This is a genomic window from Parasphingorhabdus halotolerans (assembly GCF_012516475.1).
GTDB lineage: Bacteria > Pseudomonadota > Alphaproteobacteria > Sphingomonadales > Sphingomonadaceae > Parasphingorhabdus > Parasphingorhabdus halotolerans.
The window spans coordinates 1729896-1756032 of sequence record NZ_CP051217.1; the positions used below are offsets into that span (position 1 = coordinate 1729896).

The window sequence follows — 26137 nt, forward strand, 5'->3', positions numbered from 1 at the left end:
CTACAAAATGGGACCCGCGACTTGCTCGATGCAAAATGTGGCCAGCGTCAACGTCAATCCGGTGAGAAAAACCCGATAGGCCCAGCCCAGAAAACGATATTTCTTGCGCTGCAAAATAGCGCCCATCTGATAGATATCCCGCAACATGGTGCGATAGACTGTCTCCTGACTGACAAATTCATTTTCCAGCAGATGGTCGATATAATCCTCTTCGGTCATATTGCCGAACGATCCGAAAAACAGCATATTGCGCGGTGTATCCCCGCGCCTCGCGGTAGCAGGCATCACCGCCAGCGCCGCTAGCAAGGCAGCGGCGAAGGCAGATATAGCCAAAATCAGCAAGGGCAAGGAAAGATTACCCGCCCGGCTTTGACCAATTGCCAGGGTGAAAACCACAAAAGTCGCACCAATTAGCATATTTGCTTTATTATCGGCCATCATACTAAGCTGGACATGATGCTGCTGCGTTGTGCGCAGCGCATAAATCGCATCATCCGGCCATATTCGATCTTCTGCCATAGACTCTCCCTCAAGAATCTGGAAATTGGCATATTCGTCGCTTTTGGGCAAGCTAATGCCGCTATTGCGCCTTATTCGCTTGCCAATGGGGCGCATGGGTTGGCAATAGGCCAGCAAACGAGATTTGAAGGAAATTTTTATGCCAAGTCGCGAAGAAATCATGGGCAAAGTTGAGGCGCTTATCGGGCCCTTTAACAACAAGGGCGTGGAGCTGAAAGATGCCACGACCTTTGCTGGCGATCTGGAGTGGGACAGCCTGACGGTGATGGATTTTGTCGCGGCGGTGGAAGACGAGTTTGATATCATCATCACGATGAACATGCAGGCAGAGATTGAAACGGTCGGCCAGTTGGCAGACGCTGTTGCCAAGTTGATGGAGAGCTGATTTTTTGATTTTCGTCATGCTGAACTTGCTTCAGCATCTCATGAAATTTTTCTCAGTTTATGGAGATCCTGAGCCGAAGGCCCCCGAAAGGTAAACAAGTTCAGGATGACGATTGTTGATAAGAAAACGGGAATCGCAATGACCGACCTACTTAGTAAATTTGATCCGCTCATTAAGGAGCGTGAGACGCTACTCGCAACGGGCGTAAAAGACCCTTATGCGCTGGTGATGGAAGAGGTAAAATCTCCCACTGTTGCTATCTGTAACGGCAAGGAAACCATCCTGCTCGGCACCTATAATTACATGGGCATGACCTTTGATGATGATGTGTGTCAAGCGGGGCTGAAAGCGCTGAAGGAATTCGGTTCTGGAACCACCGGCAGTCGATTGCTTAACGGGACTTACAGCCTGCATCGCGATTGTGAGGATGCACTGAAAGAATTTTACGACATGGACCATGCAATGGTCTTTTCAACCGGTTATCAGGCCAATCTGGGCGTTATTTCGACGCTGGCCGGAAAAGGCGATTACATCATTCTCGATATCGACAGCCATGCCTCGATTTACGATGGCTGCGCGATGGGAAATGCCGAGATTGTTGCGTTCAAGCATAATGATGTTGAAGCGCTGGAAAAACGCTTGAAACGGCTTCCCGCTGAAGCAGGCAAGCTCGTTGTTCTCGAGGGCGTCTATTCGATGCTCGGCGATGTCGCACCACTGGTCGAGATGGTGCGCGTGTGCAAGGAAAATGGCGCGATGGTGCTGGTTGATGAGGCGCACTCGATGGGCTTTATCGGTGAAAATGGCCGCGGTGTTTGTGAAGAGCAAGGCGTAATCGACGATGTTGATTTCATCATCGGGACGTTCTCGAAAAGCGTCGGCACCGTCGGCGGTTTCTGCGTTTCCAACCACCCGAAGTTTGAAATCATGCGGCTGGTGTGCCGCCCCTATGTGTTCACCGCGAGCCTGCCGCCCAGCGTGATGGCGACCGCCGCGACCAGCATCCGCAAGCTGATGCACAGCGGCAATAAGCGGGCGCACCTTTGGGAGAATAGCAAGAAGCTGCACAAGGGCCTGCGCGATCTAGGCTTCACGCTCGGCACGCCCGAAGCCCAAAGCGCGATTATCGCGGTGATCATGCCCGATCTCGAGCGCGGCGCGATGATGTGGCAGGCTTTGCTGGAGGAAGGGCTTTATGTGAACCTCGCCCGCCCGCCTGCCACACCGGCGAATATGACACTGCTGCGCTGTTCGCTTTGCGCGGAACATACCGGCGAACAGGTGGACCAGATTTTGGGTATGTTTGAAGCAGCGGGTAAAGCGGTTGGGGCGATTTAGATGGATCTTTCACGCCTTAGAATTGGCACCTTGTCGTTTCAACTTGATGATCGGACAATGGTCCTTTCATCAAAAGTACGACGCAAGATCATTCGGAAAGTAGCTGAAAAACATGCTCCTGACATTCTCGTTTGTGCCGGCTTTTCTGTCGATACAGTTAAAGATATTCGATGGCTTCATCAAAAGAGTCTAGCGAGCTACTGCTATGTAGAAGCAGCGAATGGAGGCAAGAAGGTAGATGGGAACCAATATTTTCTTGTTGGCGGAAATTTCAAGAAACCCCTTAAGTTTGGCACACAAAAATTTGCCACGCAGGAGGATTTTGCAGAAGGCAAAGTCTCTAAACTAGAGAATTCAAAGAACCGCTTTCATTCGATATTGGATTTCAAAGCGTATCTGATGGTTTGCGGCGAAATTAACGTAATTAAGGGCCGAGATAAGCCAGTCTTCAATTCGGATAAGGTCAAAAATTTCGTGAGACTAGCAGACATTGTGATAAACCCGAACCATGATCGGATGGGGAACCCGGGCACGCTAAACGCCAAACGGTCGCTGCTGTCGAAGAAGGCAAATGATCGTTCGAAGTTGTACATTAATTGCGCGAATTGGCACACCAACAAGCCCAGCTATCGTGCCGGAGACCAAAAGCAATATGCTGAAACACTACACACAATCTATCTTGACGGACGAAGATTATCTCAACAGCATATTTCGAAAGGGAAAGCCTTCGAATATCGAGAAATAGATCTCTCTGAATTGTGAAAATATGACCAACCCCATCCTCATTGAACAGCGCGGACCCATCGAGATACTCTCGCTCAACCGGCCGGACAAACTCAACACCATGAACGAGGATATGATCTTCGCGTTGCAGGACTATTTTCGCGGCCTGCAAAAACGGCTTGATGTGCGGGTGGTGTTGTTCCGCGCCGAGGGCCGGGCGTTTTGCGCGGGACTGGATATCGGCGCATGGAAAGATGATGGCTCGCTCGGAAAGGTGCAGCACGTCTGGCGGACCCAGCGTGCTATCGCGACCGTGATGCAATTGATGCGGCAATGCCCTCAGCCGATTATCGCGCTGGGCCAGGGTGCGGCTTGCGGCGGCGGTTTCTCGCTATTGCTTGCCAGCGATGTTCGTTTTGGCGCGCCATCCCTGAAAATGAATGCAGCTTACATAAAAATCGGCCTTGGCGGCTGTGACATGGGATCGAGCTATTTCCTGCCGCGCATGGTTGGCTCGTCCATCGCCGCAGAGCTGATCCTCACCGGGCGTTTTATTCACGCCAAGCGCGCGGCGCAATATGGGCTCATCAGCGAGGTGGTGGAAGAGAAAGAGCTCCTCGCAACCGGCCTAGCGCTCGCTGAAGAAATGCTCGATACTGCCCCGATGGGATTGCGGTTATCCAAGGACGCGCTGAACCGGAATATTGATGCGCAGAGCTTTGAAGCGGCGCTCGCCATTGAAGACCGCCAGCAGGTGATGCTTTCCATGACCGATGACAGCCGCGAGGCAGCGAGAGCTTTTTTTGCCAAACGCAAACCGGACTATAAAGATCGGTGATTTCCGTCATTGCGAGCGAAGCGAAGCAATCCAGGGCCGCACTAACCACTCTGGATTGCCGCGTCGCTACGCTCCTCGCAATGACGAAATTTAGTCACCTCTCCCGATGCTCGGTCCCCTCACCAGCGGTAATAAACACCGCAGTCGCTTCCCCATTGACATCAGCCGTATGCCAAACACCCGGAGCATTCACCGCATATTCTCCCGCTTTTAAAGCGGTGCTCTGATGGCTTCCATCCGGCATTTCCTGGACCAGAGTCATTACTCCAGCCGTGCATAACACCACCTCTGCGCCTTTGGGGTGCATCTCCCAAACATTCCAATCTTCCGTGAACGTATACATGGAAACCAGCCGGCCTTCAGCCCCATCGTCGCCATGGCGCGCGCCGTAACCTGCATACCATTCCATATCACCGGTCATTTCCGGTTCAACCTCTGCGGTTGCGCCTAGGCCCAAGTGTATCGGATTTTTGTTAAGATTGTGCGCCATATTCTCCCTCACTTTGGAAAAGCGATACTATTTTATAGCTCCACCAGCAATCAATCTCGGCAACATCGTCAACGCCCCCAAAATCGGCCATTTGCGCTGCCATGGCTTGATCACATAACCTGTCCCGGCGTGGCGGTTTATTTTCCAAGCGAGATAATCGATCCCGCCAGCATAAGTGCCAGAGGCTTTGGCAAGGCGGGCCAAGGTTAGAAGTTTCCCTCGTCTTTTCATTTTACGCCAAAATTGTTCGGTCGCGTCGGGACTTGCGAAATTTGGGACTTCACCGTTAGGACCGACACCCATTCGCTTGGCAATAGTTGCAGTCGTAGCCATACCCAGTCGTTCGTACCTTTCCGGCTCACAATCAACGACGGAGCTTGATCGCCCCGCTCGTTCTGCGCGAAGTTCGCAATCATAGGTCCGGGAAAATCCTTCGCGCCAAATATCACTCAAAGACGTATATTCGGCACCCATTACCGGCAAGGTCCTTTGAAACAGCGTTACCGGCGCTTCGGCGATTGCTTCGACAATAGTCTCCGGGGCCAAATTGGTTGCCAACCACACCAATCTAGAAGGTTGCGCAAATCGCGCCCAAACCGACACATCTCCTGCCTTAACCGAACAAAGCCGTGCAAAATCTTCCTCGCTAAGCACCGCGATTTTCGCGACCAATCCATCGTGCTCGGCCGGAAATACATTGGGCGGCAGCAGCTTGTTGGCCCGCACCAGCCAACTCTTGCCATAAGCGACTTCATAGCTCGATACGATTAGATAGAAATCCAGCATTTGGCCATCGAGTTCGGTCGTTCTTAAACAAGAGCCGTAAAACAGCACTGCCCGCGATGCTTCTCCATATTGCGCGGCAATGGACGCGGCAAAATCTACCACACGCGGATCAACCGGCTGCGCCAATTCTGTCTTTATCAATTGAATCAATTCGCTCACGCGAAGGGCTTTAGCTTATGCAGCGAGGCGAAGGAAGGACACTGGCTTGGTTGTTTTGAGCACGATCGGGTGACCTTCCTGTGCCTGAAACAGTTCGCCATCCATCAGGACATTGCTATTCTTGCCTTCAATCCGGATCATATCGCCATGCTCAAAATGGATGCCCTTTTGCGCTGTCTTGCCAAGTCGGCCGGACACTACCGCCCAGATAAACCGCAATATCGCGCCGGTTTGCTGGTCAATGGCCATGAACTGCATCCGCCCCTTGCCCTGCTTACTGCGCACAAATCGCTTCATCAGCAGCAGTTTTTCAAGCGTTGTTACAATCAAAACCGCGAAGTTTCCGGAATATTGGCCATCGCGGATCAGCGAAATTTTAATCGGGGAAGGTCTGTTCGGGAGGAATTTAGCCCGCAATCCAAATAGTACGGACGCCAGGGCGGCAAATGCTGTCAGTATATGTGCCGCAGTATTGGGAAGACCCAAAGGATAGATTTTGTGGCGGCAATAGAGAATAAATTCCGACAGACCTGCGCCGCCCAGGAACATCCCCAATACGACCTTGCTGCCCTCCTCCCCATCGGAAAGAGCGATAAGTTCGCGGTCGACCAGATGCTCATGCAAATCATGTTTTGCCATTTCGACAATGCGTTCCAGCGCTTTTAGCGGATTGCCCTCCGCACCCAGATCAAGCGCGATGAGGTTGGTTTTGCCGTTGGGCAAAACAGCCACTGGCGGCGGGTTATCACCAAAATGCCCGCCGTGGTATAGCTCGGTTAAAGCTGCCTGGACGGTTCCATCGCCGCCGTTGATAACCAGCACTTTGGGTTTCACCCGCGCGATGGTCTCCAGAGCCTTGGCAATTTCATCAACATCATCCACCTCGTAGTGGAACACGTCACTATTTTTGACACAATATGAGCGCACTTCCGGCAAGATTGACCGGTTCCCGGTCGAATTTGGATTGGATAGTAACGCTACATTGGCCATTATTTCGTGCCCGTTCCCCGGTAATATATGCCCGTCACATATATTTCATTGTGATATTGATAGATTTGACGCCGTTGCCGACGGAAAAGGCTGTTTTCTTGTAACTCGGCTTGCCAAGATTAAAGATATTGATGCTCGGATTGTTCGACATGCCACCGCCATCGGACGAAATATCGGTCTTGCCATTACCATTCACGTCGTGGCGGATAGCAATACCATAAGTGCCCGCGTTGTTTATCGGCATACAAAACGTCATCGAACCCGCTTTGGCAGGAACTTCAATGCGGTGCAGCCAGGCGCCGCTTTTCAACCATTCTTCCTTGGTTCCACGATAGCTCTGCACCCGTAATTTTCCGGATGATTCCTTGATACCACTCACGTTCACCAGCACAGCAGGTCCATTTCCGGATCGGCACTGGTTCATATTATTGGAAATTGTTTGACCTGCAGAAAGCGCTGTAACAGGCGCTACAAGAAGGGCGGTTGAAAGGGCTATTGGTGCCGCAAATTTCAACATGACGAATATACTCCTAGTCGTTATACCCACGTCAACTCCGGCGGGTAAGAGAATCAGCCCCCTGAATGCTTATCGATATGGATTCGATTTGCGGCAGAAACATGGTGAGAGGGCGACAACAAGTTGAAATTCCTGACTTCTACTGATCGTTACATCGCCAAATTGATTGCTTTGCCCCTTATCGGGACACTGGTGATCTCGGCGATGTTGCTGGTGCTGGAAAAAATGCTGCGGCTATTTGATTTCGTCGCAGCAGAAGGCGGCCCGGTAAGCGTGGTCTGGCGGATGCTGGCCAACCTCATCCCCGAATATCTCTCGCTTGGCATCCCGATCGGGCTGTTACTCGGAATATTGCTCGCATTCAGAAAACTGGCGCTGAGCTCGGAGCTCGATGTTTTTCGGGCAGTTGGTCAAGGATATGGGCGGCTTTTGCGGGTGCCCTATATGTATGCCGTCGCGCTGATGATGGTCAACCTGCTGCTGGTCGGTTTCGTCCAGCCGCTATCGCGCTATTATTACGAAGAATTGCGGTTTGAACTGCGATCCGGTGCGCTTGGCGCTTCGATCAAGGTCGGTGAATTCACCAGTCTGGGCAAAAAAATGACGATGCGGATTGAGGAAAGCCGCGACAATGGCACCAAATTGAGCGGAATGTTTGTCCGGGCTGAGAATTCCAAGGGACAGACCGTTTCGGTAACCGCAAAAAACGGCCAGTTTCTGGCAACCGATGATCCGGACACGATCATCCTGCGCCTGTCCAACGGTGTACTCATCCACGATGCGCCCAATTATGAAAAGCCGAGAATATTAAGTTTTAGCAGTCATGATCTGCCGATTGCTCTGCCGGATATCGCCTCTTTTCGATCTCGCGGTGGCAAGGATCTGGAATATACTATTCCCGAACTGGTCCGGGTTGGATCCGATGAACGAAGACCGGAAACCGAACGCAATGAAAGCCGCGCAAATTTTCACTTCCGGATGGTGGAGGTGGTTATGATGATGCTCATGCCGCTATTGGCGCTCGCACTTGCGATACCGCCCAAACGCTCGACATCAGCGCTTGGCGTGTTCCTCTCAATCGTGATGATTGTGACCTATCACAAACTCAATGAATATGGCGAGGATATTGGTTCGCTCGGGATTGTCGATCCGATCATCGCTCTATGGCTTCCGTTTCTGCTATTTGCAGGGCTGATTATCTGGATGTACTATATCGTCGCACATGTTCCAGGCGGGCAACCGATTGGTGCCCTCGAAAAAGGATTCTCGAAATTTGGAGGGGTCTTCAAGGGCTTGCTCAATTTCAATCGAAAGCGCGCCAATGTCACGGATTGATGAATTGAAGCAAGCCAGTAGAGAACGACTTTAGCTATGGATTTTTTTCCTTCCCGCACGCTTGCCTTTTACATGGCCAAGATGTTCCTGATCCGCATTTTCAGCGTCGTAGCCTTGCTCGTGCTGGTGCTGATGTCGCTGGACCTGCTTGGTCAAAGCGGTAAAATCCTAGCCTTTCAAGGCAACGGCGAAGCCGAGCTGTGGACCTATGTATCGCTAAGAGCACCGCAGATTATTGCCTTTGCTTTGCCCTTTTCCGTGCTGCTTGGCACATTAATCACGCTCGCAACATTGAACCAGAATAGCGAAGTTGTTTCGATGAAAGCGGGCGGCCTTTCTGCTCACCAGATTCTTGCACCACTTATCGTCACCAGCTTGCTTGTTGCGATTAGTTCGTTCCTGTTCAACGAAACGGTTGTGGCACCGGCGACCGCTACGCTCTCCGCTTGGGAGAAGGTGGAATTCGGCCCCATTCCCAGGGAAAGCAATGTCAAAACCAACGTGTGGGTCAAAGATGGCAATAATCTGGTCAACGCCAAGGTCGTTGCAGGGCGCGGCAAAAATGTTGTTCTTCGGGATATCACTGTATTCAGTCGCTCGGAAAACGATCTGCGCAGCCTGTTGCATGCCGACGAAGGCCGATATACCGGCCAATCATGGACGATTACAGGCGTAACCCGATTTGATGTCGCCACTGGCACCGAACAAAAACAGGATCAACTCACTATTGGCGAGACCCTTCGTCCCGACCAATTCACGCTGTCCAGTGTAAATGCGGAAGGTCTGACATTGCCGCAGCTGAAAACCGCTATTGATGATCTGAAAGCGGCTGGCCGGCCTACGATGAGCCTGGAAGCCAGCATGTGGCATAAAATATCTGGCCCGCTATCAGCGATGCTCATGCCGCTCCTCGGCGCGGTCGCGGCATTCGGATTGGCTCGCTCCGGCCAGCTATTTCTTCGCGCCGTGATCGGTATGGCGCTTGGCTTTGCCTTTTTTGTTGCAGACAATTTCTCGCTGGCGATGGGTAATATCGGCGCTTACCCACCGTTTCTCGCAGCATGGGCACCGTTTATTTTGTTCTTTCTGATCGGCGAGACTGTGCTTGTTCGCACCGAAGAATAAGGGCCACACCGCTTAAGGTCACCATTCGTCCAGAGCCTGTCGACGGATTCTCCGGTCTGCGAATTAGCCTAAAGCTGTTCTTCGACAAGCTCAGCGCGAACGGAATGTCAACTGCGCTATCGTGCCTGGAAACTAAGCCCTGCCGGCGCTCCCGCGCACCAATCCAATCACTAGCCGCGACAGGCTGCCATGGTTGGAGCGGTAAAAATTGGACTCTTTAGGGAGTGCATTGGAAATGCGCCGATGCGCTTCCCCCAGCGAATGGTATGGCACACCGGGAAGCAGATGGTGGAGCCCATGATAACGCAGGCCCACCGGTGCCCAAAGCGCTGGCAAGGTGCCCGGTGGAGGAACATTCACACTATCGAGATATTGCGCAGTGACACTCATTTCTTCGCCGTCATTTTCCCAAAGATGCGCAACAAGAGTGCGGATTTGGTTGAGCACAACGCTGCCAGACATAACGGCAAGGAAAATCAAAAACGCACGCAAAGGAATGACGTTCATCGCGATCATCGCCAGGAGACTTACGGCCCAGATGCTTGCAGCGATTTCGCAGGCCAGCCATTGCCGCTTCAAATCCCCTTCCGGCGGTTTGCGACGGAAGTCTGGATTGATCACAAGCCCTGAATAGCGCTCAACCACAATCTTGCGCAACGGCGGAATGATCGCCGACAGTGGCGACAGCACAGCATAGCGAACTAACAGCGCAATCGGCGCGAGCGAGGCGGCAACCACAAATAGCGGTACGCTCCAAGGCTTCATCAAAGCCAGGGGCAGATATTCGGGATCTTCTTTCGTGCCGTATTTCTTGGTACGATGATGCATGCTGTGCACGCCTTCGTACATGAACGAGGGGATTAGCATCGGCACGCCAAATAGCGCATTCCAGGCGAAGTGAAACCATGGCAGGGCATTGCGCCGTACATGGGTCAGTTCATGGATGAAGCTTCCAGCGCGATACAGCGCCAATATGGCGATAATTCCAAATGCAACGGCCAGTCCAATCTTGGCGCTACCTATCGCCCCCAACAGCGCGCCATAGCCGACAATGATCGACGCCAGAAAGTCTGCCCAATAAATGGCGGGGCGCGGCGCGTTAAGGTCCCGCGTCACTTTAGCTGCTGTGCGGATCAGCTCATTGTCTTCGCCAGTTCTCGAAGACGTAACGCGTGCAGAACCCTTGGCCAGTTTTCCAGCCGGTGGTTCGTTTGCAGTAAATGCCGTGGAATCCATAAGTATCCGTTTGTTGTTTGGCTGCCTTAAGCAGTATTTCGTGGCAAGATAATGGCAAGGCCGTGATTGCAGTCCGGCGCTAATCCTCATGCTGGCCTTGACATTTCAGCGCGATTAACGCCACAGCCACGCAAGTTTTCTAGAAAGATTAATTGCTGTGGCGAAAACGGATATAGTCATTCAACCGGTCACAACCAAGGGCCAGAAAAAAGCTTTCGTCGAGCTTGCCTATCGGCTCAATGCCAATGATCCGGCATGGATACCGCCACTCAAATCAGAGGTTTACGCACTCCTTAGCCCTACGAAAAATCCCTTTTTCGAGCATGCCACTGTGCAGTTTTTTCTGGCATTGCAAGGTGGTGCGCCAGTCGGACGGATTAGCGCTCATATCGATCATCTCGCGCTGGAACAGCCGCCGGAACAAGGAATGGGGCCGGGCACGGGCAATTGGGGATTGCTCGAGGCGGCAGACGAAGATGTTTCCCGCATCCTCATCAATACAGCAGAAAACTGGCTGCGGGACCAAGGCATGCGCCGCGTGCTGGCTCCGCTCAGCATGTCGGTGTGGGAGGAACCGGGCCTTCTGACATTCGGTCATGACCAGCGACCAACGATCATGATGGGGCACCACAATGCGGCCTATGAGGGCTGGATCGAATCGAGCGGTTACCGATCGGTCAAAAAACTGCAAACCTATGCCGTACCGGTCACAGAAGGCTTTCCCGAACTCATCAACCGCATCGTTGCGTCGGGTGAACGCAACAGAAAGCTGGTGATCCGGAAAGTGGACAAGAAGCATTTTGACCGGGATGCCGAGATCATCATGGGCCTGCTCAATGATGCTTGGTCAAGCAACTGGGGTTTTGTGCCGTTCACCGACCGCGAGATCGAACATGCCGGCAAAAATCTCGGCAAGATCGTCTATGAAGAGATTAATATGATCGCCGAGATTGAAGGCGAACCGGTAGCCTTCATGATGACGTTGCCTGACCTCAACGAAGTTATCAAAGACATGAACGGCAAGCTTCTCCCGTTTAATTGGGCGAAACTCCTTTGGTGGCTAAAACGCCCCAAAGCAAAAACCATGCGCGTCCCGCTGATGGGCGTAAAAAAGGAGCTGCAAAACAGTCGCCTTGCCAGCCAGATGGCGTTCATGATGATCGAATATATCCGTCGCAACGCCATTGAGAAATTTGGCACGGAACGCGGCGAAATCGGCTGGATACTGGAAGATAACAAGGGAATGATCGCCATCGCCAAGGCGCTGAATGCGGAGCTAAATCGCGAATATACAATGTATGAAAAGGCGCTCTATGGCGATGCCGTTAGCGAAGAAAAAACTTCGCCGATTCTGCCCTGATAATCTCATCAATCCCCCGCTCCCATAAATCGTTATGGCCACCGTTTCTCATCGGAACAGCGGTTTTGGGTTGATCCGCTGCATCGAACAGCTTCTGTCCCATTGAGAAAGGAATAAGTTCGTCTGCAGTGCCATGAATCCAGACCAGAGGCATATTAATCTGCCTGATCCGGTCAATTGACGGATACTTGTTTTTCGAGAGCATCTTCGCGGGCAAAAAAGGGAACTGCTTTTGCGCCATATCGTCGATCCCGGTATAGGCTGCCTCTAATATCAATCCGGCGGCCGAATTCTTCGATGCCAACCAAACAGCGGGGCCAGTACCAAGAGATTGTCCAACGATAATTATGCGCTCTGCTGCGATACCTTTAGCCAATAGCCAATCATAGTTCGCCTGCGCGGTTAAATATAATCCTTCTTCGCTGGGGCTGCCAACGTTCCCCCATAGCCCGGATAACCCACGCCAAGCACTCCCGAACCATTTTGCGCCAGCGCGCGATAAAGCGGAATGCGATGATAATGCGATCCGGCATTTCCATGAAGATGCATGAAAACAGGCCGGGTTTGATCCGTTGGCGGCTTCCACAATGAAGTTGTTTTACTTTCGCCTTCGCTGGTGATGGTAACAGCGGTGAAATCGGTTCTGGCAAGCTGAGCGCTGCTCGGAACTTCTTGATCGGGGATATAGAGAAAGCTGTTCTGAAACAGATAGACTATGACAAGCATACCCAAATAAAGGCTGGCCACGAACAGCAATCCATTCCACAGCACTTTTTTCAATAATCCAGTTCCACCCATGTCGGCGCATGGTCGCTGGCTTTTTCGCGTCCGCGATGCTCTTTATCGACGCCACAGCTTTTTAGGCGATCCGCTGCTAGAGGACTAAGCAGCAAGTGATCGATGCGGAAACCCTGGTCGCGCTGCCAGCCGCCGCTGCGATAATCCCAGTAGGTCCAGATATTGCCCTGCGGATAGGTAAGGCCCAGCGGATCGGTCCAGCCATCGTTCAACATGCGCTGATAGCCCGCCCGGCTTTCAGGCTGCATCAGCGCATCATTCTGCATCGCTTTCACCGAGAAAACATCATTATCGCGCGGGATGACGTTATAATCACCAGCTAACACTGCGGGAATTTCTTCTTCCCAGATTTCTGCGGCACGATCGCGCAGCCGCTTCATCCAGCGCAGCTTGAAGTCAAATTTGGGACCGGGATGCGGATTTCCGTTGGGCAGATAGATGCTCGCAATCCGCACGCTCCTGCCGCCTGCGCCTTTAACGTTGGCTTCGAGATAACGACTATGCTCATCTTCCGGTTCACCATTGAGGCCGCGCTTGGTCTCTCCCGGCTGCTGATCGCGCGTCAATATCGCGACACCGTTAAAACTTTTCTGCCCATGCCAGATTGCGCCATAGCCGATTTTCTCAAATTCTGCGGCTGGAAAGCCTTCATCCTGTGTCTTGATTTCCTGCAGGCAGGCGACGTCAGGCTTGGTTTCTTCCAGCCATTCCAGCAGACGCGGCAAACGTGCTTTTATTCCGTTGATGTTGAAGCTGGCGATGCGCATATCAGCGTCTTTCCGTTGGTCCTGAGCCTGTCGAAGGACGTTTCAAGACCATAAGCGCACTTCTACAAGCTCAGTGCTAACGGAGTGCTGCCAATCGTTCAAACGGAGAAGCTCGAACCGCAGCCACAACCGGATGCAGCATTGGGATTAGTTACCTGAAACGCGCTGCCACCTAGCGATTCAACAAAATCAACAGCACTGCCGCGCACCAGATCAAGGCTGATCTCGTCAACAACCAGCGTCACGCCCGATTCAACCGCAGTCACATCGTCCGATTCCACTGCCTCGGCCAGTTCAAATTTATATTGAAAACCCGAACAGCCGCCACCTTCTACCGCGAGTCGCAGCATAGCTGGCTTACCTTGCTTTTCCGCAATGGCCGCCACGCGTTTTGCCGCGCTGGGAGTCAGGAATATTTCCTGTTCGGATGTGTCGAGTGCCTGGGTCATATCTTTAAGATAGGGATTATCAAAAGGGGCGGCAAGCCTATAACTTGCGCCGCCCCCTTATTGCACCCTCTCCCAAAGGTGTTAGCAATATTTTGTTTCTCGGCTTATTTCTCGTCCGGGCCGCCCAAAGCGATGTTGCCTTTCGCACCGGGTGCCAGTTTCTGAGCTATCAGAAAATCATTGGATTGCATGAATGGAATGGGGTTAACCGCTTCGCCGGCGATACGCACTTCATAATGGAGGTGGCTTCCGGTTGACCGTCCTGTTGAACCCATGAAACCGATTAAATCGCCGCTTTTCACGCGCGCATTTGGCTCTACGTTAAGACGTGACATATGCCCGTAGCGGGTCTGGATTTCATTGCCGTGGTTGATTTCAATATATTTGCCGTATCCGCTAACCCATTGGGCTCGTCCTACGATGCCGTCTGCTGTGGCATAAATCGGTGTACCAATCGGACCCGCCATATCAATGCCTTTGTGACGAGCGCGACGGCCTTTAAACGGATCGGACCGGAAACCGTAGGAGCTGGTGAGCGCAAAATTTTCAACCGGTTTGCGCGACGGGATGGTCAGCTTGACCGGCTGGACTTTTCCCTGGCCGGACCAGTTATTAAAAATCATCCGGAAAGCGGGATCTGATTCGCCCAGAGAATTATCCGAAGATGAACTTTTCAAGCTATCTACAGGGATACTTGCGGAACTTTCTTCGGCCATAGCCGTTGAAGAAAATGTTAGCGCGGATCCGAAAATTGCGATTGCTGTGAGTTTTGTCACAGTATTTTTAAACAAACTTACTACATTGTCGGTCATCAAGTGATCGACTCCTGTTTCTTGCGACCCGAGCAGCCTCTCGGTTCTTTGGTTTTTGGCAGATACTCTGCCCCCCGTTGTCTGACCACAGGTGTAAATTCATATTGGTTAATTATTCAATACCATAATAATATTCCCGCGTTAAACCGGCTGCATGGCGCGCTGAGTCGTTAAATGGCGGCTTTAACCCGCCTCTGAAGTGGGTTTTTACAAGATTTTTCCAGTGTCGATGAGGCGATTTATTTAGATTCGCGCAGGCAAATTCGAACCATTTGGTTCCATAAGAAACATGGTTAATTTCGTCTTCATATATCCGTTTGAGCACTTTTGCGGTGACGTTATCACCCTGCGCTTTAAACCGCTCAACCGTATCCAGAGTGATGTCGAGCCCCCGCGCTTCCAAAACCATCGGTACAATCGCCAGCCGCGCTGAAGCATCATGGGCGGTTTCTTTTGCTGCGCCCCAAAGCCCATCATGAGCAGGATGCGCGCCATAGAAACTGCCCATTTCCCGAAGACGGCGGTCCAGCAAAACGAAATGCATCGCTTCTTCGGCGCCGACCCGAAACCAGTCATCGGCGAATTCACGAGGAAACTGCCCGGCAAACCGGCCAATCATGTCAAACGCGAGATCAATCGCGACAAATTCAATATGTGCCAGCGCGTGGATCAGGGCGATGCGTTTTGTGAGTGATGTACCCTTTCCCCTGCGCGGCATATCGCGCGGAAATAATAATTCGGGCTTTTCCGGGCGTGCTGGCTGATCGGGCATGGAGATGCTGAAATCATGCTCTAGCCTTCCCAAACGCCATTGGCGGGCAGCATAGCGCGCAGCCATGACTTTGGTAGCCGGTTGCCGGGTTTGCAGCACATGCAAAACCGCTTCCCCTGCAGTATGAGCAAATTTTGCCTGCTTATTCAAGCCGCTCAAGCAGCCTGCACAGCCGCGAGCACGTCCTCGGCATGGCCTTTGACCTTCACTTTGGGCCAAGCTTGCAAAACCTTACCATCAGGTCCGATCAGGAAGGTAGACCGGATAATCCCCATATAGGTTTTGCCATACATCTTTTTTTCCGCCCAGACGCCGATTTTCTCCAGAAATTCCGTGCTTTCATCCGAAGCAATATCGACGGTTAATTCCTGCTTGTTGATGAAATTCTGCTGTTTTTTTGGCGAATCGGCGGACATACCCAGAACGGCGGCGCCCGCTTTTTCAAATTCCGGCAAAAGCGCAGAAAAATCTTTCGATTCGGTCGTGCAGCCCGGCGTGCTGGCCTTGGGATAAAAGAACAGCACCAGTTTTTTGCCACGGTAGTCGGACAGTGTGACTATGCTGCCATCCGGCGCGGTCAGGTCCATGTCCGGAAGTGTATCGCCAACATCTATCATATTATATCTCCTAGAATTTCATCGGGATCCGGTCGCAAATGCCGGTTCCATTCTTCAATAACGCATTGTCTTGCCGCATCATACTCCGCCAGAAGGGCATCCCAATTGGCTTGCCCAGCCGCGTGCGCAATAAGTTCGCGACTTGTTTCGGGCGGATAATCACAATCGGGCGACATCAGTCGAAGGGCCACCAAAAGACGTGTCATTAGTTCATGCGCTTGCACCATCTGCCCGTCTAAATGGCCAGCATTTGCCAACGCCAGCGCCGCCTTGTCCAATTGCGGATGCAAAGCCTCGCCGGTTTTGAGCTGCAGGAAGTGGATGATAAACTCCCAGTCGATCAGTCCGCCCTCCATAAGCTTGGTGTCGAGCGGTCCTTTTGGGGGTTTATGCGCGACAATATCCAGCCGCATCTTGCGTACTTCCTTGCGCAGCTTTTCCGGTTCGCGGTCTTTTTGCAATACGGCGTAAATATCATGCTGCAGTAGCTGTCGCGCCGCCGCACTGCCATAAACCGGCCGTGCCCGGGTCAGTGCCATGTGCTCCCACGTCCAGGCGCTTTCCTGCTGATATTTCCGGAAACTCTCCATCGAAACCGCCATCGGCCCCTGCGCGCCCGAAGGCCGAAGGCGGGTATCGACCTCATATAACGGCCCCGCTGCTGTCGGCACCGATAAAGCGGTAACAATGCGTGTCGCCAGCCGATTAAAATATTGTGTGCCACCCAATGGACGGCTGCCATCCGATTCAGCACTGTGATCGCCGGTGAAGAGAAATATCAAATCGAGATCAGAGGCGTGGGTCAGCGCCTCGCCGCCGAGACGGCCCAAAGCCAGAATGAGCAGTTCGCTGTCGGCAACGGTTCCATGCACGGCTTCAAATTCGGTAATGGTCGCAGCCGTCAAAACCTGAATAGCAGCCTCGGCCACTCGCGCATATCCCTCGGCAATCGCCAGCGCATCATGGCGGCCTTCAATAAGCTGTGTGCCCAGCGCAAAGCGTTTTTCACCGACCCGCGCGCGCACTCGGTCGAGCAGCATCTGATAATCATCGCCAGGTTCGGCTTGCGAAAACTCTTCGGCCAACGTCACAATATCTGGCGGCAAATCGAGCGCGGTGGTATCAATCAACCCCTCGAAAAACTCGGTACGCCGCGCCAGCGCATCGGCCAAAACCGGGGCATGACTCAATATCCGCCCAAGCATATCGCGCAATCCAGGCCGCGCTTCGAGCATCCGGAAAAAGTTAATCGCCGTAGGCAGGCGTTCGATCAAACTATCCAGCCGGGTGATGGCTTGCTGCGGATTAGGCGAGCTGGCAAGTGATTCTATTAGTTCGGGCAGAACGGCTTCAAAAGACTCGATTGCCGCAGTACTCCGCAGCGCAGTAATCTTGCCGCTGCGCCAACGATTAATCTTGGTCGCGAAAAATTCCGGATCATCCACGCCCATATCGGCAATGGCCTGTTCCAGTTTCTGGCTATCTTTTGGCAGCGCGGCGTTGTCCTCGTCATCAATCAGCTCGTCATAAATAGACCCGACCGCTTCAACCTTCGGCTCAAGCAGCGCGAGCAGTTCTTTGCCGCTTTTCATGCCATGCAACCGCGCCACCCGGTCCATGCCTGCATCGTCATCGGGCAGGCTATGGGTTTGCTGGTCATTTATCATCTGCAGCCGGTGCTCAATGATCCGGTATTGCTCATATGCTGCGCTCAGCGTCCGGGCTTTCGCACCGTCAATCCGTCCGGCCTCTACTAAAGCATCGAGCGCATCGCGGGTTGCCGCAACCCGCAATTCCGGTTCGCGACCGCCAAATATCAGCTGGTGCATCTGCGCATAGAACTCAGCCTCGCGAATCCCACCGCGCCCGCGCTTGAGATCATAGCCAGGGCCAAATTTTTGTCCCGCTGCATAGTGATCGCGAATTTGCACAGAGACGTCGCCGATATTCTTGATCGCCCCGTAATCCAGTGAGCGCCGCCAGATAAACGGATTGATTGTTTCAAGAAAATATTCGCCAAGCTTAGTGTCGCCAGCAGCGACACGGGAGCGGATAAACGCCGCCTGCTCCCAGGCCAGTGCGCTGGATTCATAATAACTGATCGCCGCCTCCACCGGCAGCGCTATCGGACTCACTTCCGGAGAAGGCCGAAGCCGCATATCGACGCGGAAAACGTAGCCATTGGCATCGCGAGTGTTCAGCGCATCAACCAGCCCCTGCCCGATCCGACGCGCCGCATCGCTCGGCTCTTCCTTTCCGCGTGTCGGGATAGTTTCGGGATCATAGATAAAAATCGGATCAATATCCGAAGAGTAATTCAACTCGCGGCTGCCATGTTTGCCAAGGCCAATGACCGCAAAACCCTGTGCGGGCGTCGCATCGGGATAACGGTCGGCGTAGATATCCGCAAGCGCTTCATCCAGCGTACGGTCAGCGAAATCTGAGAGCTTCGTTATAACGTCGGTGAGAGTAAGCTGCCCCGCCAGATCGCCGATTGCTAGCGTGAGCGCCAGAGCGCGTTTTTCAAGGCGCAGTTTTTGACGGACGTTTTCGGCACGCGCGCCAGCCTGAGCGGTAAAGTCCATTGCCGCTTCGAGATTTTCATCCGCCAGCAATGCGGTAAGCTCTGGCTGCACTTCCATTGCCATTGCGAGATAGGGCGCATTTTCCCGGGCGCGGGTCATGGCGTCGGCGAGCAAGGTTGGCGAAGGAGGCTGGGGCGCATTCATCACAAATGCTTTTACGGCCTCATCCGCATTTGTCACGCCTGACGACGACGCCCTGAACGATACAGCGAGCAGCACTCGAAATGACTATGGTTTCTTCTTGTCGATCAGCACAGCCTGTTGCCACTTACTCGGAGCCTTGTCCGTCCGGTGGATGCATCCGGACCAGCAGCAGGGACGCCGCTTGCCTTCCTGCATTTCCTCGATTGTCCGCCTGATGCGTCTTTCTCGGGTTTTCGCCTGTTTGGCATCTTCCACCCAGCAGATAAACTCGTTGCGGCCCAGCGGGGTCAGGCTCTGCCACAGGGCGAAAACCTCGGCGTCCGCCGTAATGGCAGTGCGCATATCCTCCGCCGTCTTGTGGACGGTTCCTTCAAGAAAAGTCTCACGCATCGCAGCGGATATTACAACCCAGGCAGTTTCAGATCAATCGGACTCAGCATTGGCTAAATAGCGCGTGCGAAAACCGCTGGCAAATTGGGAAAACCTTCCCTCAGAAATCGCCTGCCGCATCCCCGCCATCAGCGCTTGATAACACGCGATATTATGTTCCGTCATCAGCATCGCGCCGAGAATTTCTTTGGCGCGTATGAGGTGATGCAAATAGGCACGGCTATACGTCTGGCAGACCGCGCAAGCGCAACTGGCATCAAGCGGTTCGAGATCCTCGGCAAATTTGGCATTGCGGATGTTGATCGGGCCATAGGCCGTAAACGCCTGCCCATTACGTCCCGAACGGCTCGGCAACACGCAATCAAACATATCCACCCCGCGCTCGACTGCACCCACCAAATCATCCGGCTTGCCAACGCCCATGAGATAGCGCGGTTTGTCCTCGGGTAATTGACCCGGCGCACAATCAAGCACATCAAACATCGCCTCCTGTCCTTCGCCGACCGCCAGCCCGCCAATTGCATAGCCATCAAAGCCGATATCGATCAGCGCCTCGGCAGAAGCTTTGCGAATCTCTTTATCCAGCGAACCCTGCTGAATGCCAAATAACGCCGCCCGCGATGCGTGTTCCTCCCCACTATCAAAGCCGCTACGCGAGCGTTTGGCCCAGCGCATTGAACGCTCCATGGAAGCCATCGCCTCATCGCGCGTTGCGCCATTTTTGGTGCACTCATCAAAGGCCATCACAATATCGCTGCCAAGCAGGCGCTGGATTTCCATCGAGCGTTCCGGCGTCAACATATGGCGCGAGCCATCCAAATGGCTTTTAAACTCGACGCCATCCTCGGTCAGCTTGGCCAGCTCGGAGAGGCTCATCACCTGATAGCCGCCACTGTCGGTGAGAATAGGCCGGTCCCAATTCATGAATTTATGCAAGCCGCCCAGCCGCGCCATACGTTCCGCGCCGGGCCGCAGCATCAGGTGATAGGTATTGCCCAATATGATATCCGCGCCGGCTGACCGCACGGTCTCTGGCTTCATTGCCTTCACCGTCGCCGCAGTGCCCACCGGCATGAACGCTGGTGTGCGGATATCGCCACGCATCATGGAGATTTTGCCCGTGCGGGCCTTGCCTTCCGTTGCGTCTATCGAAAAGGTAAAACGATCGGTCATATCGAGTGTTCCTAGTGACAGACTATGGGGATGGAAAGCCACGATATTGCCAACGGAATATCGGAGACGATTTGTGTTTTGCGACCAATAGTGTAACCAAAGGATCGTTTTGCGCGAATCCTTCAACATCTGCGCATGATGGTGACAGACTATTTCAGGACCAACATCAGGAGTATATTATGACCAAAACAAACAGATTAGCATCAACCGCAACCGCGCTTATTGCTGCAGCAACCCTTTCCGCCTGTGGCGGCGGCACAAGTGAAGCCACAAGCGAAACTGCGGAAGCAACCGACGCGGAAGTGACTGAAGTCGCCGCAGCCGAAAAAGAAAAATGCTTCGGCATCGCAAAAGCAGGCGAAAATGATTGTGCTGCTGGCGAAGGCACAAGCTGTGCTGGCACCTCGATAGTCGATTATCAGGGCAACGCGTGGAAATATACCGGCGCTGGAGAATGCGAACCAATGGGCGGATCACTCACCGAAGTGGCGGATAATGATCCACCGGTTCCAGTGGCTGCGGCTGCAGAAGGCTAGGCCCTTCGAACATAATTTTAAAAAGGGCGGTTCGATTGATCCGCCTTTTTTATTTGAACATAGTAACCGATGGACATCACGTTTTCTATCTGTTAACTACAATTGTAGTCGATAGGAGAATTTTGTGATGTTATTGCCCGCGATCCTCGCCGCCAGCATTCTACCCGCAAATGCCGCACCCGATAAACCGGCGATTGACCAAGCCGTTTTTGAGGCCATTAAGGATGAAATCGAATATGGTCTGGAGGCTTCAAGAAACCAAGATATCGAACGCTATATGGAAGGCGTTCCTGCAGACACGCGCATAGTAGAGGAAGATGGCTCGATCACCGGCCGCGACCAACTCAAAGAAATCAAGCTCAAGGAATGGGCGATCATTCCCAAAACCAATGTCCTTGAAATGACAATTACCGGTATTGAAATTGGCTGCGATGGCCACTGCGCCACCGTCTGGACCGATCAGAAATGGGATCGCCAGATGCTCGGCCGTGATGGCAACTCAGAATTTAATGTAGTGACGACACAGAAACACAAGGAGCGCTGGGAAGAACGAAATTCCCGATGGGTCAATGTAGATACCATCGAATTGGGCGGCACAACGATGGTTGATGGCAAACCCTATTGATCGACCCTAAAAATCAAGGCAGCAACAAACTGGAATCACCATAGCTGTAAAACCGGTAATCCTCTGCAATCGCATGGGCATAGGCCGCCTGCATAGTCTCAAGCCCCATCAGCGCGCTCACCAGCATGAACAGCGTGGATTTCGGTAAATGGAAATTGGTCATCAAACCATCTATCGCGCAGAACTTATACCCGGGCGTAATGAAAATATCCGTATCACCTTCAAACGGCGTGATGATACCATCCTCTCCCGTCGCGCTCTCCAGTAAACGCAGGCTGGTCGTGCCAACCGCGATGATCCGTCCGCCACTGGCGCGCGCGGCATTGAGACGATCCGCCATTTGCTGTTCTATCCGCCCCCATTCGCTGTGCATCTGGTGATCATCGGTTTCATCAACCTTTACCGGTAGGAAGGTTCCCGCGCCAACATGCAATGTCAGCGTCTCACGGCCAATTCCGGCAGCGTCGAGGGCAGCGATCAGTCCATCCGTAAAATGCAGCGCAGCGGTCGGCGCCGCGACCGCACCTTCTTCCTTTGCGAACATTGTCTGATAATCGGCCGCATCGCGTTCGTCGATATCGCGCTTGCTTGCGATATAAGGCGGCAGCGGCATAGTGCCTGCCCGGCCCAGCAGCACTTCCACCGGCTCCTCACCCTGAAAGTGGAGCACGAAACTGCCGTCTGCCAGTCGCGCTTCCGCGATGGCGAAAACATCCTGACCGAAGTCAATTTCCTGCCCGGGTTTCAAGCGTTTGGCATTGCGGATAAATGCCTGCCAGCGGCGCAAATCGATGCGCTTGTGCAATGTCGCACCAATGGTCGCTTCACCGCGCCGCCCCTGGAGCTGCGCCGGAATCACTTTGGTGTCATTAAACACCAATATGTCTTTGTCGGAGAGCAGGCGGGGTAAATCGCTCACCCGATGATCTGACAGCATATCATCCGCAGCAAGCAGCAGTTTGGCACTGTCCCTCGGGACAGCAGGCCTCAGCGCAATATTTTCCTGCGGCAGCGCAAAATCAAAAAGATCAACGCGCACGCTTAAATCAGGGATTTAGGGGCGCGTTGAGATCATCGACCGTAATCTCTTTTTGTGCCGGGGCTGCATAAGAACCAGGCGGTGGCGGCGCCTTGTTGTCTGCCGCGACAGAAGCCTGCAAAATCCGGCTCGGACTTGCCGGCGGTTCACCGCGATTGATCGCATCCACATATTCCATACCAGCCGTCACCCGCCCGAAAACAGTATATTTATTGTCCAGCGCGAAACGCGGATAGAAAACAATGAAGAACTGGCTATTGGCGCTGTCTTCGCCCTGCGCCCGGGCCATTGAGACCACACCACGCAAATGCGGAAACGGATGAAACTCGGCTTTCAGGTCCGGCAAATCGGACCCTCCCGTTCCGGTACCGGTGGGATCACCGGTTTGCGCCATAAAGCCATCGATCACACGATGGAAAATCACTCCGTTGTAAAAGCCTTGGCGCGCGAGGGTTTTGATCCGCTCGACATGATTGGGCGCAACGGCTGGAAAAAGCTGAATGGCAACCCGGCCACCGGTCGAAAGATCAAGGTAAAGAATATTCTCTTCCGGCGCGACTGCGGCCGGAGCAGGCGCCTGTTCAGCAGTCTCTTGTTCAACAGTTGCCTGTTCAGAAACGCCCTGGGCGAGCGACGGGCTGGAGGCCAGCAGCACGGCAGCAAAAAAGAGGGATATTTTACGCAGCATATTCGAACTCACCTGTTCACACTCAATGGTGCCTGGATAACATTGATCATCAATGTCGAACGCCTTTGAACGAAACAGCCTTTCGCTGCAATGAATTGCTTTGACAAAAAAAGCGCTATTGATCGCCCTTCAAACCAATCTCGTTAACGCGTGTGACAATTTCTTCGGCCACTTTGGGGGTCACGAATTTTTTAACTTCACCGCCGAACATCGCGATTTCTTTCACCAGCCGCGAGGCAATCGGTTGCAGCGACACATCTGCCATCAGGAACACCGTCTCGATATCATCATTCAGTTGCTGGTTCATGCCTGCCATCTGGTATTCATATTCAAAATCGGCAACAGCACGCAGGCCGCGCACGATAACGCTGGCGCGCTGTTTTTCGGCAAATTTCATCAGCAGCGAGTTAAACCCGACCACCTCCACGGCATCGCCCAGATGCGCGGTTTCCCGGCGCACCATATCGAGACGTTCCTCGTCAGAAAACATCGGAGATTTGGAAGGATTGGTGGTGACACCGATAACCAGCTTGTCAACCAGCGCCGTTCCGCGCTTGATTATATCCATATGACCCAAGGTGATCGGGTCAAAAGTGCCCGGATAAATGCCAATCCTCATAAAATCTTTCCCTGTTCGTGTCCGGTTTACTTCTGTTCGGACCAGTCCAACTCAGCGGTCCCGATGGACGGTAAATTCTGCAATAGCGCGTAATACATCTGCTTCTTCGCCATAGATGCTCAAATGTGATTTGGCTTGATTCACAAGCATCTGGGCCTGCTCCCTGGCGCGCTCCAATCCCATTAAACTGAGGAAGGTCTGCTTCCCCGCCTGCTGGTCTTTATGCAGCGCTTTGCCGGCCAGTTCTTCATCGCCTTCGACATCCAATATGTCGTCCGCAATCTGGAACGCAAGGCCGAGATCATGGGCATAACCGCGCAGGCCTTTTCTGCCTTCAATCGCTACATGCCCTAGGATCGCGCCAATTTCCACGCAAGCGGCGATCAAAGCGCCAGTCTTGAGCTGCTGCAGGCGTGTCACGGTTTGCAAATCGAAGGTTGTTGTCTCAGCCACCAGATCCATCATCTGGCCGCCTGCCATGCCCGAAGGTCCGGCGGCCCTAGCCAGACAAGCCACCATTTCGGACCGCACAAAAGGATCGCTGTGGGTCTGTTCATCAGCCAGGAGTTCAAACGCAAGGGCATGCAGCGCATCGCCAGCCAGAACTGCCTGAGATTCGCCAAAAGCAACATGTGTTGTCGGTTTGCCGCGGCGCATGGCATCATCGTCCATGCAGGGCAGATCATCATGGATCAGCGAATAGACATGCAACGCTTCGACCGCCGTCGCCGCGCGAATGGCGCAATTCTCGTTCACATTAAAAAGCCGTGCCGTCGCCATCACCAGCAAAGGCCGCAACCGCTTACCGCCGCCAATCGCAGAATGGCGCATCGCTTCAAATAGTTCGGCGCGCGGATCATCGGGCACGCTCAGCAACAGATCAAACTGCTTGTCGACCGCAGCGGCGACGCGCGCCATTTCGGCCTGCAAATCCAGATTATTATTGGCGCTATTGTCTGCCAATGCTGCTACTCCGCATCAAACGGGGCGGTCCCAGCGGGCTTGCCCTCGCGGTCCAGAGTGATCTTTTCGATCTTCGCCTGCGCCGCTTCCAGCCGTTTCTGGCAAAGTCCGCGCAACTTTTCACCCTGCTCGTAAAGCGCAATTGATTGATCGAGCGGCACATCGCCGCTTTCCAGCTTTCGGACAATATCTTCAAGGCGCTTGAGCGCATCTTCAAAGTTCAGGTCTGACGGGGTTTCAGTGGTTTCGCTCATGCCGGTTTCAATGACGCCGGTTTAGGTTTCGGTCAAGTGGAGAGCCAAGGATGGTGTGGTTTTTTTGGTGGTAGAGAGGTGGGATGGGAGGTGTTTTGTTTGACGTCAGGCAATGTTACTTTGTCTCGGGCGGGAGTTTTTATTTTGACCTCAAGCGCCGGGCGGTCGCATCCGCTCCCTTGGCTATGCTCGCATAAGCTCGGGCGCGCAGTCGCGCTTGCCTCCGTTTCGCGTCGGTATCACTTCAGCTCATTACCAGTTGGAACACCGAGCGAATGATCGCGAGGCAAGCGCGCCAAAGTCAGATAGCGCGCGTGGGCCGGTCAGGCCGCCCCGTCGGAGCGTGAGCGAAGCGAACTAGCGCGAGACAAAACAATACCCGCGCCCGGCGCTTGAGGTTTGAAAAAGACTCCCCCATAGGAAAACAAAAAGCAGGGAGAGCACAATGTTCATCGGTCATTTCGCGCCCGCAATGGTCGCCGCAGCCCATCCCAAGGCACCCGGCCTTGGCACATTATTCGTCGCCGGACAGCTTGTGGATTTTGGCTTTTTCGCCTTCGCCATCGCGGGGATTGAGAACTTCCGGATCACCCCGGGCATCACCAAAATGGTGCCGCTCGATCTTTACAATATGCCGTACACCCACAGTTTGCTCGGGAGCACGGTTTGGGCGCTGGGTTTTGCGCTGCTGATCTGGCTGTTCACAAAAAACCGCGCTGGCGCAATGATCGGCGGGGCGGTGGTGGTGTCGCACTGGTTTCTTGACCTCCTGGTCCATGCACCTGATCTTACGCTGGCTGGATCACCGCCAAAACTGGGATTCGGACTATGGAATTATCCCCTCATCGAAATGCCGCTGGAAATCCTCATCACCTTTGGCGCGCTGGCGTTTTATATCATGAAAACCCGCGCCATTTCGGAGAAATCCAAATATGCGATTGCCCTCTTGGCCGTGTTGCTGACGCTGTTTCAGGCGATTAACTGGTTTGGACCGCCACCGGAAGCTGCGAATATGGAAATGAAAGTCACCGCGCTGGTTTCCTTTGCAGCCGCTGCGCTGGCAGCATGGTGGCTAGGGAAAACGAGAACGCTCAAAGGGGCCTGA

At 53.4% G+C, this 26137-nt stretch carries 31 protein-coding genes; 10 read left to right on the plus strand and 21 right to left on the minus strand.

Features of this window, described 5'->3' with window-relative positions:
- Positions 1-615, minus strand: coding sequence for a Pycsar system effector family protein (locus HF685_RS08395; protein ID WP_246218553.1), 615 nt, complete (start codon positions 613-615; stop codon positions 1-3).
- A gap of 43 nt (positions 616-658) precedes the next feature.
- Here HF685_RS08395 and HF685_RS08400 point away from each other — a divergent pair, with 43 nt between their 5' ends.
- From HF685_RS08400 to HF685_RS08415, 4 genes are all read left to right on the plus strand, one after another.
- Positions 659-904, plus strand: coding sequence for an acyl carrier protein (locus HF685_RS08400; RefSeq protein WP_168819255.1), 246 nt, complete (start codon positions 659-661; stop codon positions 902-904).
- Between the two features lie 138 nt (positions 905-1042).
- Complete coding sequence (spt, locus tag HF685_RS08405; RefSeq protein WP_168819256.1) at positions 1043-2242, plus strand: serine palmitoyltransferase; 1200 nt, start codon at positions 1043-1045, stop codon at positions 2240-2242.
- A complete protein-coding gene (locus tag HF685_RS08410; RefSeq protein ID WP_168819257.1) occupies positions 2243-3004 on the plus strand; it encodes a hypothetical protein in 762 nt (253 codons plus the stop codon).
- A gap of 4 nt (positions 3005-3008) precedes the next feature.
- Entirely contained in the window at positions 3009-3803 is a 795-nt protein-coding gene (locus HF685_RS08415; RefSeq protein ID WP_168819258.1) for an enoyl-CoA hydratase/isomerase family protein, read from the plus strand.
- A gap of 94 nt (positions 3804-3897) precedes the next feature.
- Here the strand turns inward: HF685_RS08415 and HF685_RS08420 are convergent, their stop codons facing one another.
- Genes HF685_RS08420 through HF685_RS08435 form a run of 4 tightly spaced genes read right to left on the minus strand, consistent with a single transcriptional unit; the run spans position 3898 to position 6745 of the window.
- Complete coding sequence (locus tag HF685_RS08420; RefSeq protein WP_168819259.1) at positions 3898-4293, minus strand: cupin; 396 nt, start codon at positions 4291-4293, stop codon at positions 3898-3900.
- Positions 4294-4320: 27 nt separating this feature from the next.
- On the minus strand, positions 4321-5238 hold the full coding sequence (locus HF685_RS08425) for a hypothetical protein (RefSeq protein ID WP_168819260.1): 918 nt from the start codon (positions 5236-5238) through the stop codon (positions 4321-4323).
- Positions 5239-5253: 15 nt separating this feature from the next.
- Positions 5254-6228 carry a diacylglycerol/lipid kinase family protein gene (locus HF685_RS08430; protein WP_168819261.1) on the minus strand — a complete coding sequence of 325 codons (975 nt, stop codon included), beginning with the start codon at positions 6226-6228 and terminating at the stop codon, positions 5254-5256.
- 34 nt (positions 6229-6262) lie between these two features.
- A complete protein-coding gene (locus tag HF685_RS08435; protein ID WP_168819263.1) occupies positions 6263-6745 on the minus strand; it encodes a DUF2141 domain-containing protein in 483 nt (160 codons plus the stop codon).
- A 123-nt stretch (positions 6746-6868) separates the two neighbouring features.
- Between HF685_RS08435 and lptF the strand changes: the two genes are divergently transcribed.
- Entirely contained in the window at positions 6869-8080 is a 1212-nt protein-coding gene (lptF, locus tag HF685_RS08440; protein WP_168819265.1) for an LPS export ABC transporter permease LptF, read from the plus strand.
- Positions 8081-8116: 36 nt separating this feature from the next.
- Complete coding sequence (lptG, locus tag HF685_RS08445) at positions 8117-9205, plus strand: LPS export ABC transporter permease LptG (protein WP_168819267.1); 1089 nt, start codon at positions 8117-8119, stop codon at positions 9203-9205.
- A gap of 132 nt (positions 9206-9337) precedes the next feature.
- Here the strand turns inward: lptG and HF685_RS08450 are convergent, their stop codons facing one another.
- Positions 9338-10441, minus strand: coding sequence for a fatty acid desaturase family protein (locus HF685_RS08450; protein WP_168819269.1), 1104 nt, complete (start codon positions 10439-10441; stop codon positions 9338-9340).
- 157 nt (positions 10442-10598) lie between these two features.
- Between HF685_RS08450 and HF685_RS08455 the strand changes: the two genes are divergently transcribed.
- Complete coding sequence (locus HF685_RS08455) at positions 10599-11801, plus strand: N-acetyltransferase (RefSeq protein ID WP_168819270.1); 1203 nt, start codon at positions 10599-10601, stop codon at positions 11799-11801.
- Here the strand turns inward: HF685_RS08455 and HF685_RS08460 are convergent.
- The 10 genes from HF685_RS08460 to tgt form a co-directional block, all read right to left on the minus strand.
- Positions 11767-12177: an alpha/beta hydrolase gene (locus tag HF685_RS08460; protein ID WP_168819271.1), complete on the minus strand. Its 411-nt coding sequence runs from the start codon at positions 12175-12177 to the stop codon at positions 11767-11769. The genes HF685_RS08455 and HF685_RS08460 overlap by 35 nt on opposite strands.
- A 26-nt stretch (positions 12178-12203) precedes the next feature.
- The gene (locus tag HF685_RS08465; protein WP_168819272.1) at positions 12204-12581 is read right to left on the minus strand and encodes an alpha/beta hydrolase family protein; all 378 of its coding nucleotides are present in this window, start codon (positions 12579-12581) and stop codon (positions 12204-12206) included.
- A complete protein-coding gene (gene xth / locus HF685_RS08470) occupies positions 12578-13366 on the minus strand; it encodes an exodeoxyribonuclease III (RefSeq protein WP_168819273.1) in 789 nt (262 codons plus the stop codon). Before xth ends, HF685_RS08465 begins: the two co-directional genes overlap by 4 nt.
- 98 nt (positions 13367-13464) lie before the next feature.
- Entirely contained in the window at positions 13465-13815 is a 351-nt protein-coding gene (gene erpA / locus HF685_RS08475; protein ID WP_168819274.1) for an iron-sulfur cluster insertion protein ErpA, read from the minus strand.
- 104 nt (positions 13816-13919) lie between these two features.
- Positions 13920-14627 carry a M23 family metallopeptidase gene (locus HF685_RS08480; protein WP_168819275.1) on the minus strand — a complete coding sequence of 236 codons (708 nt, stop codon included), beginning with the start codon at positions 14625-14627 and terminating at the stop codon, positions 13920-13922.
- A gap of 112 nt (positions 14628-14739) precedes the next feature.
- On the minus strand, positions 14740-15465 hold the full coding sequence (locus HF685_RS08485) for a ferritin-like domain-containing protein (RefSeq protein ID WP_168821412.1): 726 nt from the start codon (positions 15463-15465) through the stop codon (positions 14740-14742).
- 89 nt (positions 15466-15554) lie between these two features.
- A complete protein-coding gene (locus HF685_RS08490; RefSeq protein WP_168819276.1) occupies positions 15555-16016 on the minus strand; it encodes a peroxiredoxin in 462 nt (153 codons plus the stop codon).
- A complete protein-coding gene (gene glnE / locus HF685_RS08495; RefSeq protein WP_211051486.1) occupies positions 16013-18745 on the minus strand; it encodes a bifunctional [glutamate--ammonia ligase]-adenylyl-L-tyrosine phosphorylase/[glutamate--ammonia-ligase] adenylyltransferase in 2733 nt (910 codons plus the stop codon). Before glnE ends, HF685_RS08490 begins: the two co-directional genes overlap by 4 nt.
- Before the next feature lie 84 nt (positions 18746-18829).
- Positions 18830-19135, minus strand: a complete 306-nt coding sequence (locus HF685_RS08500) for a YdeI/OmpD-associated family protein (RefSeq protein WP_168819277.1) — start codon at positions 19133-19135, stop codon at positions 18830-18832.
- 33 nt (positions 19136-19168) lie between these two features.
- Positions 19169-20308: a tRNA guanosine(34) transglycosylase Tgt gene (gene tgt, locus HF685_RS08505; protein ID WP_168819279.1), complete on the minus strand. Its 1140-nt coding sequence runs from the start codon at positions 20306-20308 to the stop codon at positions 19169-19171.
- A 179-nt stretch (positions 20309-20487) separates the two neighbouring features.
- Between tgt and HF685_RS08510 the strand changes: the two genes are divergently transcribed.
- Together HF685_RS08510 and HF685_RS08515 are read left to right on the plus strand one after the other, a co-directional pair.
- A complete protein-coding gene (locus tag HF685_RS08510) occupies positions 20488-20844 on the plus strand; it encodes a BufA1 family periplasmic bufferin-type metallophore (RefSeq protein ID WP_168819281.1) in 357 nt (118 codons plus the stop codon).
- A 124-nt stretch (positions 20845-20968) separates the two neighbouring features.
- Positions 20969-21469, plus strand: coding sequence for a hypothetical protein (locus HF685_RS08515; RefSeq protein ID WP_168819283.1), 501 nt, complete (start codon positions 20969-20971; stop codon positions 21467-21469).
- Positions 21470-21482: 13 nt separating this feature from the next.
- Here HF685_RS08515 and queA read toward each other — a convergent pair whose 3' ends face one another.
- From queA to HF685_RS08540, 5 genes are all read right to left on the minus strand, one after another.
- A complete protein-coding gene (queA, locus tag HF685_RS08520; RefSeq protein ID WP_168819285.1) occupies positions 21483-22508 on the minus strand; it encodes a tRNA preQ1(34) S-adenosylmethionine ribosyltransferase-isomerase QueA in 1026 nt (341 codons plus the stop codon).
- Positions 22509-22515: 7 nt separating this feature from the next.
- Positions 22516-23196 (minus strand): peptidylprolyl isomerase, encoded by a 681-nt coding sequence (locus HF685_RS08525; protein ID WP_168819287.1) that lies wholly within the window; start codon positions 23194-23196, stop codon positions 22516-22518.
- Positions 23197-23311: 115 nt separating this feature from the next.
- Complete coding sequence (gene coaD, locus HF685_RS08530; protein ID WP_168819289.1) at positions 23312-23815, minus strand: pantetheine-phosphate adenylyltransferase; 504 nt, start codon at positions 23813-23815, stop codon at positions 23312-23314.
- 51 nt (positions 23816-23866) lie between these two features.
- The gene (locus tag HF685_RS08535) at positions 23867-24733 is read right to left on the minus strand and encodes a polyprenyl synthetase family protein (RefSeq protein WP_168821416.1); all 867 of its coding nucleotides are present in this window, start codon (positions 24731-24733) and stop codon (positions 23867-23869) included.
- 50 nt (positions 24734-24783) lie between these two features.
- Positions 24784-25032 carry an exodeoxyribonuclease VII small subunit gene (locus HF685_RS08540; RefSeq protein WP_168819290.1) on the minus strand — a complete coding sequence of 83 codons (249 nt, stop codon included), beginning with the start codon at positions 25030-25032 and terminating at the stop codon, positions 24784-24786.
- Positions 25033-25477: 445 nt separating this feature from the next.
- On the opposite strand from HF685_RS08540, the gene HF685_RS08545 reads away from it, so the two are divergent.
- Positions 25478-26137 carry a metal-dependent hydrolase gene (locus HF685_RS08545; RefSeq protein ID WP_168819291.1) on the plus strand — a complete coding sequence of 220 codons (660 nt, stop codon included), beginning with the start codon at positions 25478-25480 and terminating at the stop codon, positions 26135-26137.